The sequence below is a fragment of the Agromyces sp. NPDC055661 genome (assembly GCF_053618135.1).
Map to the genome: position 1 here is coordinate 314,902 of NZ_JBSHHC010000002.1, position 17,542 is coordinate 332,443.

Below are 17,542 nucleotides of genomic sequence, written 5' to 3' on the forward strand. Positions count from 1 at the left end.
GACGCCGTCGTCTCGCCGGCTCGGCCTACGCCGCCGACCAGCCGCCGTCGGAGGCGAGCACGACGCCGTTCACGTTCACGCCGTCGTCGGAGAGCAGGAACGTGATGGAGGCCGCGAGCGCCTCGGCCTCGGCGGCGTCGGGCAGGATCGCCATGGCCTGGCGCACGCGCTCCGCACCGAGCGGCGACGCGAACGACGCCTCGATGTTCGTGATGGTCGGGCCCGGGGCCACGGCGTTCACGCGCAGGCCGCTCGGGCCGTACATGAACGCGGTCGACTTCGTGAGGCCGACCACGGCGTGCTTCGAGGCCGTGTAGGCCACGCCGGCCGCCGAGCCGCGCAGCGCCGCCTCGGAGGCGGTGTTCACGATCGAGCCGGTGCCCTTCGCGAGCATCGTCGGCACGACGGCGCGCATGAGCTTCATGGTGCCGTCGACGTTCACGCGCATCACGCGCTGCCACACGGCGTCGGTGAGCTCGCCGATGGGCGTCATGTCGTCCATGATCCCGGCGATGTTCGCGAGGCCGTCGATGCGCTCGCCGGCCGCCGCGACGATCTCGGCCACCTTCGCATCGTCGGTGATGTCGGCGACGAGCGTCACGACGTCGGCGCCCGCGTGGTCCGCGGAGAACTCGTCGAGTCGCTCCTGCGACACGTCGACGGCCACGACGCGGCCGCCCTCGCGGGCGATGCGCGACGCCGTGGCGCGGCCGATGCCCGAGCCCGCGCCGGTCACGATGACGGTCTTGCCCGCGAAGCGGCCCTGGTCGAGTCGCTCGACCCACTCGGGGCGGTCGACGGACATGCCCGCGGCATCCGCGTCGTCAGGGTCGGTCGCGTCGGCAGCCGCAGCGCTCGCGTCGGCGGAGGCGGCGGCGCCAACGGGCACCTCGCCCGCGGCCGCGCGCGCGACGAGGTCGTCGACCATCTGCTGGCTGAACTGCCCCTTGCTGAGCTTGACCAGGCGCTTCAGCGCGAGGCGGTACACCGGGCGCAGCACGCTCGGATCCTGGCCGGCCTGCGCGAGCATGTCGCGGATGATCGGACCGCCGACCGGGTGCTCGAGCCAGGTCTTGATGGAGTCGTCGCCGGTGAGGGGCTTGGGGGTGCTCATGGGGGTGCTTCCTTCTCTCTGGGCGTCCGGAACCATACCGGACATCCTTGTCCGGTAGTAACGTAACACCCGTGCCTGAGCGTGGGAAGGGAATCCAGGGAGAGCGCAAGCCCAATCGCGGGCCGAGCGCCGGACCCGGGAATCGGCGCGCGCTCATCGCCGCCGCGCGTGAGGTCTTCGCGACCGAAGGGCTGCAGGCGCCGTTCAGCGCGGTGGCGAAGAAGGCGGGAGTCGGCCAGGGCAGCCTCTACCGGCACTTCCCCGACCGGCTCTCGCTCGCGGTCGCCGTGTTCGACGAGAACCTCGATGAGCTCGACCTCGCGGTCGCGCCCGCCGATGCCACGCTCGACGACCTGCTCGACGCGATCATCGGCCAGGTCGTGGTGTCGACCGCGTTCATCGACCTCATCTGGCACAACCGCCACGACGAGCGCGTGATGCACCTGAGTGACAAGCTGGCGGGCATCGTCGAGCGGGTGCTGGTGCGCGAGCAGGCCGCCGGGCGACTCGGCGACCACGTCGAGTCCGCCGACGTGCTGCTCGCGATCACCATGCTCGCCGACGTGATCTCGCGGGCGGATGCCGCGGAGCGCCCCGACGTCGCCCGCCGGGCGTGGTCGCTCATGCACCACGCGTTCCTGCCACGCGACTGACACCCGAACGCGGCCCTGAGCCCGCCGCCGCGGCCGTGAGAACATGGCGCTGGGGATTGGGGGCTGGCGCATGGCCGACACGTATCCGAACATCGCCGACCACGGGCTCATCGGCGACCTGCAGACGGCCGCGCTCGTGGACTCGAACGGCACGATCGACTGGTTCTGCTGCCCGAGGTTCGACTCGCCGAGCGTGTTCGCGTCGCTGCTCGACGCCGAGCGCGGCGGGTTCTGCAGCGTGCGCCCCGCGACCGACGACTACGTCTCGCGCCAGCTCTACCTGCCGAACACGGCGATCCTCGTGACGCGGTTCATGACCGAGCAGGGCGTCGGCGAGCTCATCGACTTCATGCCCGTGGCCGACGGCACCGCCACCGACCGGCACCGCCTCGTGCGGATGCTGCGCGTGGTGCGCGGGACGTTGGACTTCGTCGCCGAGGTGCAGCCCCGCTTCGACTACGGCCGGCAGGCGCACGATTTCTCGGCCGTCGAGGGCGAGGGCGCCATCTTCCGGTCGCCCCACCAGGCGCTCACGATGCACCGCGTCGGCGATTTCGTGATGCACGGCAGTCAGCGGGCCGGACGCGCCGAGCTCGTCGGCCAGGGCGTGCGCATCACGGGCTCGCTCAACGCGGGCGAGATGACGGGCGTGATGCTCGAGTCCGGCGGCGTGCCGCCGAAGCGCATCACTCACGATGAGCTGACCGACCTGTTCCTGGAGACGCGCCGGTTCTGGCGCGAGTGGAACGAGCGTTCCACCTACCGCGGGCGCTGGCGCGAGATGGTCGCCCGCTCGGCGATGACGCTGAAGCTCATGACGTACGCGCCGACGGGGGCGCTTGTCGCGGCGCCGACGGCGGGTCTGCCGGAGCAGGTCGGCGGGGAGCGCAACTGGGACTATCGGTACACCTGGATCCGCGACGCCTCGTTCTCGGTGTACGCGCTGCTCGGCCTCGGCTACACCGAGGAGGCCGAGCAGTTCGTCGAGTGGCTCATGCAGCGCGTGCACGAGAGCGCCGGCGACACGTCGGGGCCGCTGAAGATCATGTACCGCGTCGACGGCTCGTCGGACCTCGTCGAGGAGACGCTCGACCACCTCTCGGGGTATCGCGGGTCCGCGCCGGTGCGCATCGGCAACGGCGCCGCCGACCAGCTGCAGCTCGACATCTACGGCGAGGCGATGGACTCGATCCACCTCGCCGACACGCACGGGCTGCAGCTCCCGCACGTCGGCTGGACCCAGCTCAGCCAGTTGCTCGACTGGGTCTGCGAGAACTGGGACACCGCCGAGGAGGGCATCTGGGAGACCCGTGGCGGGCCGAAGAAGTTCACGTACGGACGGTTCATGTGCTGGATCGCGCTCGACCGCGGCATCCGCCTCGCGCAGTCGCGGGGTCGGCCGGCGCCCATCCCGCGATGGCGCGAGCAGCGCGACGCGATCTACGCGTGGGTCATGGAGAACGGCTGGGACGGGGAGCGGAAGGCGTTCGTGCAGTACGAGGGCACCGAGGTGCTCGACGCGTCGCTCCTCATGATGCCGCTGATGGGCTTCATCGCGCCGCGCGACCCGATGTGGCTCTCGACGCTCGACGCCATGGAGGACGAGCTCGTCTCGGACAGCCTCGTCTACCGCTACAACCCGAGCGCGTCACCGGACGGCCTGCGCGGGTCCGAGGGCACGTTCACGCTGTGCTCGTTCTGGTACGTCGACGCGCTCGCGCGGTCGGGGTTCCTCGACGAGGCGCAGCTCGTGTTCGAGAAGATGCTCACCTACGCGAACCACCTCGGCCTCTACGCCGAGGAGATCGGGCTCACGGGGGAGCAGCTCGGCAACTTCCCGCAGGCGTTCAGCCACCTCTCGCTCATCAACGCCGCCATGAACCTCGACTACCAGCTCGACCACGGGTCGGGCTTCGTCGACCCCGTGCTCGCGAAGGGCCGCCGGGTGATCTGAACGGATGCCGCGCGGCGCCGCCGCGGCATCCGTGACACGCCGAGGCGCGCGGTTCGCTCGACCCGAGGCATCCTCGCAGTACGTTGAGGCCAAGCACCTCACTGTGAGCAAAGGAGCCATCGTGGCAGGTCCTCGTCCTGGGGGAGTCACCCTCGTCGCCGTTCTCGCCTGGATCTCTGGAGCACTCCAGATCCTCACCGGCGTCCTCATCCTCTTCGGTGGTCAGGGAGGCGGTACGACCGTCGCCTGGGTGGCGATCATCATCGGCATCATCACGATCATCGTGAGCCTCGGCCTGTTCCGGGGGAACAACGCCGCGAGGATCATCGTGGCGATCATCTTCGCGCTGAACCTGATCTCGGCGATCATCACGATGTTCGCGTATCCGGCGCAGCTCTGGTCGGCGCTGATCGCCGGTGCGCTGGCGCTCATCGGCCTGCTGCTGCTCTTCTCGGCGCGGGCGAACGAGTTCTTCCGCACCGCCTGACCACCGTCATCCGACCAGCGCCGAGCGCGCGTCCTGGCTCAGGACGCGCGCTCGACGCGTTCGGCGACGCGGCGCCGCACGATCGCGTCGGGCGCCGAGGTGAACCGGCCCGGACGGCCGTCGCCGGTGAGGTAGTGCACGCGGATGCCGCGGCCGAGGCGAGCGAGCCTGGTGACCTCGTACTCGGCGCCCGCGGCGTTGACGAGCGTGTCGCCCACGGCCAGTTGCCGTGTCGTCGTGAGCTCGATCGTGGTCATGTTGAGATGATCTCAGCAACCACCGACATCGCACCGGGCCGTGTTCCGGGCGTCGTTCATGGCGTCGCGTTGCGTCGTCTTACCCCGGGCGTCGTCCGCTGACGCCCTGCGACGGGCCCGGGCTCGCGCCCACGAGGAGCAGGCATACGGTCGGGCCATGACTGATGTGGTTTCGATCGTCGCGGTGTCGGGCAGCCTGCACGCACCCTCCAAGACCACCGTGCTCGCGACCGAGCTGCTCGCGTCGTTCACGGCCGCCATCGAGGGCGTGGTGCCGAACGGCGTCGCCGTCGAGCCGCACCTCATCGAGCTCGGTGAGATCGGGCGCGACTTCTCGGGCGCGCTGCGCCGCGACGAGTTGAGCCCCGCCGCCGAGGAGGCATTGCGTCGCATCGAGTCGGCCACGCTGCTCATCGTCGCGAGCCCCGTGTACCGGGCGAGCTTCACCGGGCTGTTCAAGCACGTGTTCGACTTCGTCGGCCAGTACTCGCTCATCGACAAGCCCGTGCTGCTGGCAGCGACGGGCGGCAGCGACCGGCACGCGCTCATCATCGAGCACCAGTTCCGCCCGCTCTTCTCGTTCTTCCAGGCGCTCACCCTGCCGATCGGCGTCTACGCGAGCGACGCCGACTTCGTCGACTACCGCATCGCGTCGGAGGCGCTGCACGAGCGCATCTCGCAGGCGGTGACCCGCGGCCTGCCGGTGGTGCGCGGCACCCTGCCCGACGCCGTGTCGGAGTACGTCTCGGTCTGGTGAACGCGAACGGCGGCCCCGGTCCGATCCGAGAGATCAGTCCGGGGCCGCCGTCGTGCCGGCTGTCTGCGAATCAGCCTTGGCCGTGCTTGCCGTAGGGGTTGAGCAGTGCCTCCTCGGTGCCGGGGACGATGCCCTCCTCCGTGGCGGTCGGGCGGCCCTCGTCGGGCGGGAACGACTCGGTCATCGACATCGGCATGGCGCCGTTGCGGTAGAGGTTGTTCGAGCCCGTCGACGGCTTCCACGTGTTGGCGTCCCAGTCGGGCACGTAGTTGCGGTACCCGCCCGTGTTCACCTCGATGCGCAGGCCGCTCGGGTCGCGGAAGTACAGGAACGACTGCTCGCCGATGCCGTGGATCGACGGGCCGTACTCGATGTGCACGCCGTTCTCCATGAGCACGTCGGCCGCGATGAGGAGCTCCTCGCGGGTGTCGACCCAGAAGGCGTAGTGGTTGATGCGGCCGGGGCGCGACGAGCTGTCGAGCACGACGCCGAGGTCGTGCGACTTCTCGTTGGTCGTGATGACCGCGAAGACCGTGATGGGCGCCTCGTCGAGCTCCGTGTAGGCCATGATGCGGAAGCCGAGCACGTCGTGGTGCCACTTGGCGAAGGCCTTCACGTCGGATGCCGCGATGGTGACGTGGTCGAGGAACCGCGGGGCTCCGGCGACGCTGGAGCGCTTCTCGGGGCGGTCGGGGAAGATCGAGGCGTGCTCGTCCTCGGCGTGGTACTGCTCGACGTCCCACGCGAGGCGGATGGTGTGGCCCCAGGGGCCGGTGAAGACGTACGAGCGGCCGCGACCGGGACCGGAGGCCGACCACTCGCCCGTCACGCCCGCCTCCTCGACGCGCCGCGCCGCCTCCTCGAGGGCCTCGGGGCTCGTGGTGCGCCAGCCGATCTCGACGAGGGCCGGCTCGGGCCCCTCCGAGATGACGACGCTGTGGTGCGTGTAGTCGCCCCACGAGCGCAGGTAGACCTTGCCGCCGTCGCGGCCGACCTCGCGCAGGCCGAGGCGCTCCTCGTAGAACGCGACCGACGCCTCGACGTCGGGTGCCGCGATCTCGACGTGCGAGAGATGTGACAGGAGGGTGATCATCGTCGATCCTTCTTCGTTCCGGGTGGCGGCGCCGAGCCGCAGGATGGTGCGTGCCGCTTCGGCACTGCATCCACTCTCGGTGAGCGGGGCGCATCAGGGAAGCTGAATCTGATGATGCCTCGGATCGATCTGCCTGATACACCCCGAGGCATACGATGTGCGCATGGCCGGTGGAGGCAGCGACGGCCGGTCCGTCGCCGAGAAGCTCTTCGCGATCGCCGACGCCTTCCAGGGCCGCGAGGACCTGTCGCTGAGCGAGATCGCCGCGCGCGCGAACCTCCCGCTGTCGACCGCCCACCGCCTCGTGGCCGAGTGGGTGGAGTGGGGCGGGCTCGTGCGCGGCGACGACGGGCGCTACCGGGTGGGCATGCGCGTCTGGCGACTCGGCGTGCGGCAGCCGACGGCCATGCGGCTCCGGCGCATCGCGATGCCGTACCTCGAGGACCTGCTCGAGGCGACCACCGAGCACGTGCACCTCGCAGTGCGCGACGGGCTCGGGGCGATCTACCTCGAGCGGCTGTCGGGGGCCGACGCGGTCTCGGTGATCTCCGACGTCGGCTCGCGCCTGCCGCTGCACGCCACGGGCGTGGGCCTCGTGCTCCTCGCGCACGCGCCCTCGGAGGTCTTCGACGAGGTGCTCGCCTCCCAGCCGCGCAGGTACCTGCCGAACACGCTCACCGAGGAGCGCGAGCTGCGGCGCCGCCTCGCCGAGATCCGCTCGTTCGGCATCTCCACGTCGGTGGAGGAGCTCACGCGCGGCGCGTTCTCGGTCGCGGCGCCCGTGCGCGACGCGACGGGGGAGGTCGTCGCCGCGGTGTCGGTCATCGCCCACGTCGAGCGTGTGGGGGAGCCGCAGTTCGCCCTCGGCGTGCGCATGGCCGCGCGCGGCATCTCGTCGGCGTTGGGGTACCGACCGGCCGGCGAATAGCGGGGCGGGTTGAGTCGCGCCTGCGATTTCTTCCACTGGGTGGAAGCACGGCCCCGGATGCCGCGGCGCCGCTGCATGCTCGTCACGTCCTTCCCGACGACGTGAGAGGCGTACCCACGTGCGACAGTCCACCTCCGTGGCCATCATCGGCGCCGGCCCCGCCGGCCTGATGCTCGGCCACCTCCTGGCGCAGGCCGACGTGCCGTTCGTCATCCTCGAGGCCCAGACCCGCGAGCACGTGCTCGGCCGCATCCGCGCCGGCGTGCTCGAGCAGGGCTCGGTCGACCTGCTCGCCGAGCACGGCCTCGACGCCGACCTGCGCGAGCGCGGCCTCACCCACCACGGCATCCACCTGCAGTACGAGGGCCAGCGCCACCACGTCGACTTCGTCGACCTCGTCGGCCGCACCGTCACGGTCTACGGCCAGCAGGCGCTCGTGAAGCACCTGCTCGCCGAGCACGAGCGCATCGGCTCGAACGTGGTGTTCGAGGCGCGCGACGTCGAGCCCGTCGGCGTCACCGGCGCGCGTCCCACCGTCATCTACACGAAGGACGGGGTCACCGAGGAGCTCGAGTGCGACTTCGTCGTGGGCGCCGACGGCTACCACGGCGTGTGCCGGCGCAGCATCCCCGACGGCGGCATCGAGGCCTTCGAGCGCAGCTATCCGTTCGGCTGGCTCGGGATCCTCGCCGACGTGCCGCCGTCGACCGACGACCTCATCTACGCGCTCCACCGCGACGGCTTCGGCATGCACTCGATGCGGTCGCTCGAGGTCTCGCGCCTCTACGTCCAGGTCGCGCCCGACGAGTCGATCGACGACTGGAGCGACGCGCGCATCTGGGACGCGCTGCAGACCCGCCTCGGCGTCGACGGGTGGGAGCTGCGCGAGGGTCCCATCACGGAGAAGTCGATCACGCCCATGCGCAGCTTCGTGGTGTCCACGATGCAGCACGGCCGCATGTTCCTCGCGGGCGACGCGGGGCACATCGTGCCGCCGACGGGCGCGAAGGGCCTGAACTCGGCGATCGCCGACGTCGCGCTCCTCGCCCGCGGGATCCTCGACCACCGCGCGGGCGACGACATCGGCCTCGCGCGCTACAGCGACCGCGCGCTCGCGCGGCAGTGGAAGGTGCAGCACTTCTCGCAGTGGATGACCGAGATGCTGCACGTGCACCACGAGGTGCCGGATGCCTCGGCGCGCGCGTTCCGCTACCGCAGCCAGGTCGGCCAGCTCGAGTACGTGACCGGCTCCCACGCCGCCCTCCAGAGCCTCGCCGAGCAGTACGCCGGCCTTCCCTTCACCACGGAGTGACCATGCAACGACCCGCATCCCAGCCCGAGCTGACGCAGGCGACGATCAGCGGCGAGATCGCCGATCGCCACGGCCGCGAACGCGATGCCGCGGCATCCGCCGGCGCACCGCTCGCCGCGCACCCGCGCCGCGACTTCGCGCCGTACCGGTCGACGCTGCTGCGGCATCCGACGCACGAGCTCGTGCGCGCCGACCCCGAGGAGATCGAGCTCGTCTCGCCGGCGTTCGGGCACACCGACGTGACGCCCGAGGAGGCCGACCTCACGATCCAGCACGTCGGCGAGCCGCTCGGCGAGCGCATCGTCATCACGGGACGCGTGCTCGACGGCGAGGGCCGGCCGGTGCGCAACCAGCTCGTCGAGATCTGGCAGGCGAACGCGTCGGGGCGCTACGTGCACAAGCGCGACCAGCACCCGGCCCCGCTCGACCCGAACTTCACGGGCGTCGGGCGCCTGATCACGGGCGACGACGGCTCGTACCGGCTCACCACCATCAAGCCCGGCGCGTACCCGTGGAAGAACCACCGGAACGCCTGGCGGCCCGCGCACATCCACTTCTCGTTCTTCGGCTCGGCGTTCACGCAGCGCCTCGTGACGCAGATGTACTTCCCGGGCGACCCGCTGTTCGCGCTCGACCCGATCTACCAGTCGATCGTCGACCCCGCGGCGCGCGAGCGGCTCGTCGCGTCATACGACCACGACGTGTCGGAGCCCGAGTGGTCGCTCGGCTACCGCTGGGACGTGGTGCTCACCGGACCGAAGTCGACGTGGATGGAACCGGAGGACGCCGACCATGCCTGACGAATCGTTGCCCCGGCAGGCGCCGGCCCGGCATGCGCTGGGCCAGACCCCGTCGCAGACGGTCGGCCCGTTCTTCGGCTACGCGCTGCCGTATCCGGGCGGGCCCGACGTGCGGGCGCCGTGGCTGCACGACGCGATCCGGCTGCACGGCACCGTGTCCGACGGCGCGGGCGACCCGATCCCCGACGCGATCGTCGAGATCTGGGGCGCGGATGCCGCGGGCCGGCCGTCGACCGAGCGCGGCTCGTTCGAGCGCGACCAGCACGGCTTCACCGGCTACGGCCGCGCGGCGGTCGACCGCGACGGCCACTACTCGTTCACGACCCTGAAGCCGGGCGCCGCCCGCGAGGGATCCGCACCGTACCTCGTCGTCGCGCTCTTCGCCCGCGGCGTGCTGCACCACCTCTTCACCCGTGCGTACTTCGACGACGAGCCCGAGGCGAACGCCGCCGACCCGCTGCTCTCGCGGGTCGACGCCGACCGCCGTGACACGCTCGTCGCCCGCTCCGACGCGCCCCGCTCGTACCGCTTCGACGTCCGCCTGCAGGGCGACGGCGAGACCGTGTTCCTCGACTACGGCACCGAGGTCTGACGAGGATGGGGTCATGACCGACTGGGGACTCATCGATCCGGGTGGCGCCGATGCGACCGGCACCGACGACGAGGCCGTGCTCGCGGCGCTCGTCGACGTCGAGCGGGCGCTGCTGCGGGCGTGGGGGAGCGTGCTCGACGAGTTCCTCGGCGCGCAGGCCGACGCGCTCGATCCCGTTGCCCTCGATCGCGACGCCCTGCGTGCTGGCGTCGCGCGCGACGGGGTGCCCGTCGTCGCGCTCGTGCCCGCGCTGCGCGCGCAGCTCGAGGCGGCGGGGCTTCCGGCCGAACGACTCCACCTCGGCGCCACGAGCCAGGACGTCGTCGACACGGCCCTCATGCTCGTGGCTCGCGACGCCCTCGCGGCCGCGCGCGGCTCGCTCGTCGAGGCGGGACGCGGGCTCGCGGTGCTCGCGCAGGGCGCCCGGCACCGCCCGCGCATCGCCCGCTCGCTCGCCCGCCACGCCGAGGCGTCGACCCTCGGCGTGCTCGCCGCGGGCTGGCTCGACGGCGTGAGCTTCGCCGTCGCCGCGATCGACGCGGCCGCGTTCCCGGTGCAGTTCGGTGGTGCGGTGGGCACGGGTGCGGCAGCGGATGCCGCGGCCGGGCGTCCCGGCGCCGCCGAGGAGGTGCGCGCCGAGCTCGCCGCCCAGCTCGGACTCGCCGACCCCGGTCGGTCGTGGCACGCCGAGCGAACGCCCGTGCTCGCCGCGGCATCCGCCACTACCACCGTCGTCGCGGCCCTCGGGCGCATCGCGGGCGACGCGACGTTCCTCTCGCGGGAGGAGATCGGCGAGGTCCGCCTCGCGAACGCAGGCGGCTCGTCGGCGATGCCGCACAAGCGCAATCCCGTCGACGCGGTCGCGATCACGGCCGCGGCCGTCGAGGCGCCCGGGCTGCTCTCGGTCATCTCGAGCGCGGCGATCGCGGGCGACGAGCGGTCCGCCGGCCGCTGGCACGCCGAGTGGTCGGCGCTCAGGCGCCTTGCGCGGCTCGCGCGCTCGTCGTCCGCCGCCGCGTCGCGCCTCGTCTCGGGCCTCGAGTTCGACGACGACCGCGCCGTCGCGCTGCTCGCGGACTCGGGCCCGGCCGGCGCGCGTCCCGACCGCGACGTGCTCGCCGCGGCATCCGACCGAGTGGTCGACCACGCCGTCGCCCGCTTCACCCACCTCGCCGAACCGGAGGTCCGCGCATGACCGTTCCCCGACTCCTCGGCTCGTTCGCCTCGGGCACGGGCCGCGCCGTCGCCCGCTTCACCCGCCTCACCGAATCGGAGGCCCGCGCATGACCGTTCCCCGACTCCTCGGCTCGTTCGCCCCGGGCACTGCGCCCGACGTGGCGAACCCGCTGCTCGTGCTGCTGCCGTCGCTCGGTACCGCGTCCACGCTGTGGGACGGCGTCGTCGCCGCCCTGCGCGCGGACCCGCGCACGGCGGGGCTGCGCATCCTGCGCATCGACCTGCCCGGGCACGGCGCGAGCCCGGCGGTGCCCGGTCCCGTCAGCATCCCCGACCTCGCCGAGGCCGTGCTCGCGGTCGTCGACGAGGCCGGGGGCGGCGGGTTCCACGTCGCGGGCGTCTCGCTCGGCGGCGTCATCGCGCTCGAGCTCGCGGTCGCGCACCCCGAGCGCGTGCAGAGCCTCGTCATGAGCTGCAGCGGCGCGCGCATCGGCACGGCCCAGGGCTGGACGGACCGCGCGGCGCAGGTGCGCGCGAGCGGCACGGCGTCGCTCGTGACGGCCAGCGCGGGCCGCTGGTTCGCGCCCGGGTTCCTCGACCGGGACGCGGGCGGGCCCGGCGCGCGCACGCTCACCGCGCTCGTCGATGTGGACGACGCCTCGTACGCCTGCTGCGCCGAGGCGCTCGCCGACTTCGATCGCACGGCGGACCTCGGGTCGCTGGCCGTGCCGACGCTCGCGATCAGCGGCGAGCACGACGCGGTCACCACGCCCGCGTCGATGCAGGACCTCGCCGACGACATCCCCGGTGCGCGGCACATCGCGCTCGACGGGGCGTCGCACCTCGCCGTGCTCGAGGAGCCCGCGACCGTGGCCGAGCTCATCGCGGAGCACGTCGGCGCCGCCGAGCGTGCCGCTGCGGCATCCGTCGTGCACGACCACGGCATGACCGTGCGCCGCGCCGTGCTCGGCGACGCGCACGTCGACCGGGCGATCGCGGGCACGACGCCCGAGACGGCGGCGTTCCAGGACTTCGTCACCCGCACGGCGTGGGGCGACATCTGGGCCCGGCCCGGCCTGACGCGCCGCGAGCGGTCGATCGCGACGCTCGCGAGCCTCACGACCGGCGGCCATGAGAACGAGATCGCGATGCACGTCCGGGCCGCGCTGCGGAACGGGCTCACGCGCGACGAGATCGCCGAGGTGCTGCTGCACACGGCGCTCTACGCGGGCCTGCCCGCCTCGAACAGCGCGCTCGCGATCATGCGGGACGTGTTCGCGGAGCAGGACGCCGCGGATTCGCCGGACACGAACGACTGACCCCCGCGACATCCCGATTTCCCCCGATTTCCCGATCCCCCTTCCCGATCTACGGAGCATCCATGGACAAGACCTACGCGTCGGCCGACGAGGCCGTCGCCGACATCCCGTCGGGCTCGTCGCTCGCCGTCGGCGGCTTCGGCCTGTCGGGCGTGCCGATCACGATCATCCGGGCGCTGCTCGCCCGCGGCGTCGGCGACCTCGAGGTCGTCTCGAACAACTGCGGCGTCGACGGCTGGGGCCTCGGCGAGCTGCTCTCGGCCGGACGCATCCGCAAGGTCATCGCGAGCTACATCGGCGAGAACAAGGAATTCGCCCGGCAGTACCTCTCGGGGGAGGTCGAGGTGGAGCTCACCCCGCAGGGAACGCTCGCCGAGCGGCTGCGCGCCGGCGGCGTCGGCATCCCGGCGTTCTACACCGCGACGGGTGCCGGCACGGCCGTCTCCGAGGGCGGGATGCCGCTGCGATACGCGCCCGACGGCTCGGTCGCGCTCACGAGCGACCCGAAGGAGCTGCGTCCGTTCGACGTGTTCGGGAAGTCGCGCGAGTACGTGCTCGAGCAGGCGATCCGCGCGGACTACGGCCTCGTGCGGGCCGCTGTTGGCGACCGGCACGGCAACCTGCGCTTCGAGAAGTCGACGCGCAACTTCAACCCGCTCGCCGGGATGGCGGGGCGCATCACGATCGCCGAGGTCGACGAGCTCGTCGAGCCCGGCGTGCTCGGTCCCGACGACATCCACCTGCCCGGGATCTACGTGGACCGCGTGATCGTGCTGACGCCCGAGGAGGCGACCGACCTGCCGATCGAGAAGGTCACCGTGCGGGCGCGGCCCGCGGCATCCGCTGCACCCGACGCCGCCCCCGACCAGCCCGTCGCCGACCAGCCCGTCGCCGACCAGGCCGAGGAGGCCCGCTGATGTCCCTCACCCGCGACGAGATGGCCGCCCGCGCGGCCCGCGAGCTCGAGGACGGCTCGTACGTGAACCTCGGCATCGGACTGCCGACGCTCATCCCGAACCACCTGCCCGAGGGGGTCGAGGTGGTGCTGCATTCGGAGAACGGCATCCTCGGCGTCGGCCCGTACCCGTGGGAGGGCGAGGAGGATCCCAAGCTCATCAACGCGGGCAAGGAGACCGTCACCGTGCTGCCCGGTGCGGCGTACTTCGACTCGGCGGCGAGCTTCGGCATGATCCGCGGCGGACGCATCACGACCGCGGTGCTCGGCGCCATGCAGGTCTCGTCGGGCGGCGACATCGCCAACTGGGCGGTGCCCGGCAAGATGGTCAAGGGCATGGGCGGCGCCATGGACCTGGTGAACGGCGCGGAGCACGTCATCGTCGTCATGGAGCACGTCGCCAAGGACGGCTCCGCGAAGATCGTCGAGCAGTGCACGCTGCCGCTCACGGGCAAAGCGTGCGTCGATCGCATCATCACGGACCTCGCCGTCTTCGACGTGACCTCCGAGGGGCTCGTGCTCGTCGAGCTCGCGCCGGGCGTCACGGTCGAGCAGGTGACGGATGCCACGGGCGCGCCGTTCACCGTCGCTGATGCGCTCGCCGTGGAGGACTGATGACCGAGCTCCGCGACGTCGTGATCTGCGCCCCGCTGCGCACCCCCGTCGGCCGCATGGGCGGCGCCCTCGCGACCGTGCCGGCGCTCGAACTCGCGACGACCGTGCTCGGCGCGCTGCTCGAGCGTACGGACGTCGACCCGGTGGCGATCGACGGGGTCGTCGGCGCTCAGGGATACCCGACGATGGAGGCGCCGGCGATCGGTCGGGTGGCTGCGCTCGATGCGGGATTCCCCGTCACGACGAACGGCTACCAGCTCGATCGGCGTTGCGGATCGGGTCTGCAGGCCGTGCTCAACGCCGCGATGGAGGTTCAGACCGGCGTCTCGGAGGCCGTCGTGGCGCTCGGCGTCGAGTCGATGTCGAACGCGCCGCTCTACACCGTCGAGGGTCGGCGCGGTGTGTCGGGCGCGGGGCTGCTGCTGCGCGACGCACTGTCGCGCGGACGGGAGACGGTCGGCGGCGTGCGCTTCCCGACGCCGGACGGCAACGTGGGCTCGGCCGAGCTGCTGCGCTCGGAGTACGGCATCTCGCGCGAGGTGCAGGACGCGTTCGCGCTGCAGTCGCACCGCCGGGCCGTCGCCGCGCAGGAGTCGGGCGCGTTCGACGCCGAGCTCGTGCCCGTGTCCGTCCAGGGCCGGCGTGGCACCGTCGTCGTCGACCGCGACGAGCATCCGCGCGGGGACTCGTCCTTCGAGGCGCTCGCGGCGCTGAACCCGATCCTCGGGCGTCGCGATCCCGACGCCACCGTGACCGCGGGGAACGCGAGCGGCCAGAACGACGCGGCCGCGGCGTGCATCGTCACGACGCCCGTGCGCGCGAGTGAACTCGGACTGCAGCCGATGCTGCGGCTCGTCTCGTGGGCGGTCGCGGGCAACGACCCGCTGCGCTTCGGCGTCGCCCCCGTGCCGGCGTCGAACCTCGCGCTCGCGCGGGCCGGCTTGGGATTCGACGACCTCGACGTCATCGAGCTCAACGAGGCGTTCGCCGTCCAGGTGCTCGCGTGCCTGGCCGACTGGGGCCTCGATGCGGATGATCCGCGGCTGAACCCTCGGGGAAGCGGCATCTCGATCGGCCACCCGATCGGCGCCACCGGCATCCGAATGCTCGCGACGCTCGCGCACGAGCTGCCCGCGCTCGACGGCGAGCTCGCGCTGGAGACGATGTGCATCGGCGGCGGTCAGGCGCTCGCCGCGGTGTTCGCACGGGTGTAGCTGAGGCTCAACCCGCGGAGAGGCGACCCAGTGCCTCACGCACCGTCGCGGCGTCGCCGCCTCTGGCGACCGCCCCGACCCCGGCCCGCCAGGCCGCGGCGAGCATCCCCCCGAGTTCGGCGGAGGGTGGCGCGCAGAGCTCGGCCAGCGCGCGAGCGATGGTGTCGGGCTCGTCGCCCATCGGGGGTTCCGCGAGCATCCATGCGAACCCGGCCCTGATCGCGAAGTCGAAGCCCACTGCGAGCGCGGCGCTGATGCGCACGCTCGCCGACCCCTCGGGAAGGGCCGCTGCGGCGCCCTCCATGCGGTCGAGCACTCGGCGCTCGACGTCGGTGCGCACGAACGCGTAGATCCCGAGCTTGCCCTCGAAATGGTGGTAGAGCGCGCCGGTCGTGACCTCCGCGGCGCGGGCGAGGTCGGCGACCGTCACGTCGTCGAACGGCCGCGAGCCGAATTCGCGGGCGGCGGCCAGCACGAGGCGTCCCTTCGGGGACGTCGAAACCGGAATCCACTCGCGCATGACTCCATAATGCCGTTATGCTGAGGGCAAGTCACGTTACGACACACGGAAAGGCTGCGCGATGAAGCTCGAGTTCCTCCTGGCCCCCACGTCCGACCTGGCCGCTTCCCTGGCCCTCTACCGCGATGCGTTCGGCGCCGAGGAGGTGTGGCGCGAGGGCGACACGACCGTCTCGCTCGGCATGCCCGGCACCGACGTGCAGCTCATGCTCGACGCGAACGATCCCGACGCCCCGGCCGGTCCGGTGTTCGTCGTCGACAGCGTCCAGCGGTTCCACGCCGACGCGCCTCCAGGTCTCGAAGTGCTGGCCGAGCCGGCTGAGATCCCGGGCGGCCGCCTGGCGACGTACCGCGATCCCAACGGGCTCGTGATCTACGTCATGGACCAGTCGACCGACGCATCCGTCGGCTGACGCGCGCTCGTCACTCCGCCCGGGCGGCGTGCGGCGTGACGTTGCCGGATACGAGTTCACGCGCGTCGGTCAGAACGGTGGCGCCTCCGACATGAACGTGGGCGCGTCCGTGGTGACGGTGTACCCGGTCGGCGTGGTGATCGAGACCTTCCCCGACGGCAATCGCCGATAGCCGACTCGGCTCAGGTTCTTGCGACGGTTTCCGTTCTCGCAGAGCGGGAACAGGTTGTCACGATTCGTGCGCCCCACGTCGCGGACCCACTCCTCGAGATGATCGACATCGGAATCGTGGGCCGGGCGCGAGCACGTCGGATCGATGCAGGTCTCGAATCGAAGCGCGACCCAGTCGCGCTGCGCCTTCGTCGGCCGGTACCGCGTGCGGTCGTAGTCGAGGATCTCAGCGGTGAACGGATCGGTCGCGACTCGTCGGAACGACGGGGCCTTCGCGAACAGGCGCGCCGCCGAGCGTCGATCGATGCTGCCGTATCCCGCGAGCTCGATCGGCTGGTCGCTCTCGCCCAGGAGGGAGAGCAGCGGGACGAGCAGCATCGGACGCACCATCGCCGCGGTCGGAGTGCCGTCGCCCGCGAGCCAACCCACGGCGAGATCGGCGCGGAGCTGATCACGTGAGCGCCAGCCGGGCTCGCCTCTCCGGGTCTTCTGCTGCTCGGCGCGTGCCGTGGCGTTCAATCGCTCGACGATGCGCACGGCATCGGGTGCCGCGACGAGGGCGTGGAGGTACGCCATCCCGTCGTCGGCTCGCTCGACCCAGATGCGCCGGTCGGAGAACGCCTTCGCGTGCCGGTCTTCGGGCGACTCGTGGAGCAGTCGCTCCTTCAGGCGTCGCGCCCGAGCTCGGAACGCCGAAAGCGTTGTCGAGGATGCTGATGCGGCCAGTTGTTCATCGAAGGCCTGCAGGGCTGGTTCGTCGTCGGTCCATCCCGTCACGAGATCGACCGCGGCGCGGACGTGCCCGACCGTTGTGACGCCGGCGACGAATGCATCGCGCAAGGTCGGCAGCCGGTCTTCGAGCACCTGGGCTTCGTGGGCGATCGAGCGCACCTGGTTGGCCGAGAGCTGCAGGCGCAGCCCCGCATCGTAGGCGGCGGTGTCTTCGGCCATCTCCAGCGCGTCTGCTCGTGCCATGCCCTCGGAGCGCAGGTAGACCTGCGGATTGGCGCGAGCGAGTCGCATCAGTTCGGCCAGGGCGGTCCAGAGCCGGGCATGAGCCCGATTCGCTTCGGATTGCGCGTGGGAGGCCTCGTCCAAGCGATCGACGATGAGATCGAGGCCGGCGGCCACTGCGGCGCCCGCGATCGAGGGAAAGCCTGCGGCCGACTCGGATTCGACGGTCGACCCGGATTCGCCGGTCACCACGGCGGCG

Annotated in this window: 19 protein-coding genes; 14 read left to right on the plus strand and 5 right to left on the minus strand. The window is 71.8% G+C overall.

Annotation, left to right across the window (positions count from 1 at the left end; genetic code table 11):
- Positions 1-25: 25 nt before the first annotated feature.
- Positions 26-1,114 (minus strand): SDR family NAD(P)-dependent oxidoreductase, encoded by a 1,089-nt coding sequence (locus ACWGO8_RS15030; RefSeq protein WP_452043836.1) that lies wholly within the window; start codon positions 1,112-1,114, stop codon positions 26-28.
- 71 nt (positions 1,115-1,185) lie between these two features.
- Between ACWGO8_RS15030 and ACWGO8_RS15035 the strand changes: the two genes are divergently transcribed.
- The 3 genes from ACWGO8_RS15035 to ACWGO8_RS15045 all read left to right on the plus strand — a co-directional run bounded on the left by ACWGO8_RS15035 (position 1,186) and on the right by ACWGO8_RS15045 (position 4,208).
- Positions 1,186-1,767, plus strand: a complete 582-nt coding sequence (locus ACWGO8_RS15035; RefSeq protein WP_452043837.1) for a TetR family transcriptional regulator — start codon at positions 1,186-1,188, stop codon at positions 1,765-1,767.
- Positions 1,768-1,837: 70 nt separating this feature from the next.
- The gene (locus ACWGO8_RS15040; protein WP_452043838.1) at positions 1,838-3,721 is read left to right on the plus strand and encodes a glycoside hydrolase family 15 protein; all 1,884 of its coding nucleotides are present in this window, start codon (positions 1,838-1,840) and stop codon (positions 3,719-3,721) included.
- 121 nt (positions 3,722-3,842) lie between these two features.
- Complete coding sequence (locus ACWGO8_RS15045) at positions 3,843-4,208, plus strand: hypothetical protein (RefSeq protein ID WP_376955391.1); 366 nt, start codon at positions 3,843-3,845, stop codon at positions 4,206-4,208.
- 38 nt (positions 4,209-4,246) lie between these two features.
- On the opposite strand, the gene ACWGO8_RS15050 is transcribed toward ACWGO8_RS15045, so the two are convergent.
- Entirely contained in the window at positions 4,247-4,465 is a 219-nt protein-coding gene (locus tag ACWGO8_RS15050; protein ID WP_452043839.1) for a hypothetical protein, read from the minus strand.
- A gap of 157 nt (positions 4,466-4,622) precedes the next feature.
- Here ACWGO8_RS15050 and msuE point away from each other — a divergent pair, with 157 nt between their 5' ends.
- Positions 4,623-5,222, plus strand: a complete 600-nt coding sequence (gene msuE, locus ACWGO8_RS15055; RefSeq protein ID WP_452043840.1) for an FMN reductase — start codon at positions 4,623-4,625, stop codon at positions 5,220-5,222.
- A 70-nt stretch (positions 5,223-5,292) separates the two neighbouring features.
- Here msuE and ACWGO8_RS15060 read toward each other — a convergent pair whose 3' ends face one another.
- Positions 5,293-6,315: a VOC family protein gene (locus tag ACWGO8_RS15060; protein WP_452043841.1), complete on the minus strand. Its 1,023-nt coding sequence runs from the start codon at positions 6,313-6,315 to the stop codon at positions 5,293-5,295.
- 163 nt (positions 6,316-6,478) lie between these two features.
- Between ACWGO8_RS15060 and ACWGO8_RS15065 the strand changes: the two genes are divergently transcribed.
- From ACWGO8_RS15065 to ACWGO8_RS15105, 9 genes are all read left to right on the plus strand, one after another.
- Positions 6,479-7,243, plus strand: a complete 765-nt coding sequence (locus tag ACWGO8_RS15065; RefSeq protein ID WP_452043842.1) for an IclR family transcriptional regulator — start codon at positions 6,479-6,481, stop codon at positions 7,241-7,243.
- Positions 7,244-7,361: 118 nt separating this feature from the next.
- Positions 7,362-8,555 (plus strand): 4-hydroxybenzoate 3-monooxygenase, encoded by a 1,194-nt coding sequence (locus ACWGO8_RS15070; RefSeq protein WP_452043843.1) that lies wholly within the window; start codon positions 7,362-7,364, stop codon positions 8,553-8,555.
- A gap of 2 nt (positions 8,556-8,557) precedes the next feature.
- A complete protein-coding gene (gene pcaH, locus ACWGO8_RS15075; protein ID WP_452043844.1) occupies positions 8,558-9,355 on the plus strand; it encodes a protocatechuate 3,4-dioxygenase subunit beta in 798 nt (265 codons plus the stop codon).
- Positions 9,348-9,947 carry a protocatechuate 3,4-dioxygenase subunit alpha gene (gene pcaG / locus ACWGO8_RS15080; RefSeq protein ID WP_452043845.1) on the plus strand — a complete coding sequence of 200 codons (600 nt, stop codon included), beginning with the start codon at positions 9,348-9,350 and terminating at the stop codon, positions 9,945-9,947. The genes pcaH and pcaG overlap by 8 nt, the downstream gene beginning before the upstream one ends.
- A 13-nt stretch (positions 9,948-9,960) precedes the next feature.
- On the plus strand, positions 9,961-11,142 hold the full coding sequence (locus ACWGO8_RS15085) for a lyase family protein (protein WP_452043846.1): 1,182 nt from the start codon (positions 9,961-9,963) through the stop codon (positions 11,140-11,142).
- Positions 11,143-11,230: 88 nt separating this feature from the next.
- Positions 11,231-12,442, plus strand: coding sequence for a bifunctional 3-oxoadipate enol-lactonase/4-carboxymuconolactone decarboxylase PcaDC (pcaDC, locus tag ACWGO8_RS15090; RefSeq protein WP_452043847.1), 1,212 nt, complete (start codon positions 11,231-11,233; stop codon positions 12,440-12,442).
- Positions 12,443-12,504: 62 nt separating this feature from the next.
- Complete coding sequence (locus ACWGO8_RS15095) at positions 12,505-13,359, plus strand: CoA transferase subunit A (RefSeq protein WP_452043848.1); 855 nt, start codon at positions 12,505-12,507, stop codon at positions 13,357-13,359.
- Complete coding sequence (locus ACWGO8_RS15100; RefSeq protein ID WP_452043849.1) at positions 13,359-14,012, plus strand: CoA transferase subunit B; 654 nt, start codon at positions 13,359-13,361, stop codon at positions 14,010-14,012. The genes ACWGO8_RS15095 and ACWGO8_RS15100 overlap by 1 nt, the downstream gene beginning before the upstream one ends.
- Complete coding sequence (locus tag ACWGO8_RS15105) at positions 14,012-15,226, plus strand: acetyl-CoA C-acetyltransferase (protein ID WP_452043850.1); 1,215 nt, start codon at positions 14,012-14,014, stop codon at positions 15,224-15,226. The genes ACWGO8_RS15100 and ACWGO8_RS15105 overlap by 1 nt, the downstream gene beginning before the upstream one ends.
- A gap of 7 nt (positions 15,227-15,233) precedes the next feature.
- Here the strand turns inward: ACWGO8_RS15105 and ACWGO8_RS15110 are convergent, their stop codons facing one another.
- Positions 15,234-15,746, minus strand: a complete 513-nt coding sequence (locus ACWGO8_RS15110) for a TetR/AcrR family transcriptional regulator (RefSeq protein WP_452043851.1) — start codon at positions 15,744-15,746, stop codon at positions 15,234-15,236.
- Positions 15,747-15,807: 61 nt separating this feature from the next.
- Between ACWGO8_RS15110 and ACWGO8_RS15115 the strand changes: the two genes are divergently transcribed.
- A complete protein-coding gene (locus ACWGO8_RS15115; protein WP_452043852.1) occupies positions 15,808-16,158 on the plus strand; it encodes a VOC family protein in 351 nt (116 codons plus the stop codon).
- 69 nt (positions 16,159-16,227) lie between these two features.
- Here ACWGO8_RS15115 and ACWGO8_RS15120 read toward each other — a convergent pair whose 3' ends face one another.
- Positions 16,228-17,532 (minus strand): DUF222 domain-containing protein, encoded by a 1,305-nt coding sequence (locus ACWGO8_RS15120; RefSeq protein ID WP_452043853.1) that lies wholly within the window; start codon positions 17,530-17,532, stop codon positions 16,228-16,230.
- Positions 17,533-17,542: the final 10 nt, after the last annotated feature.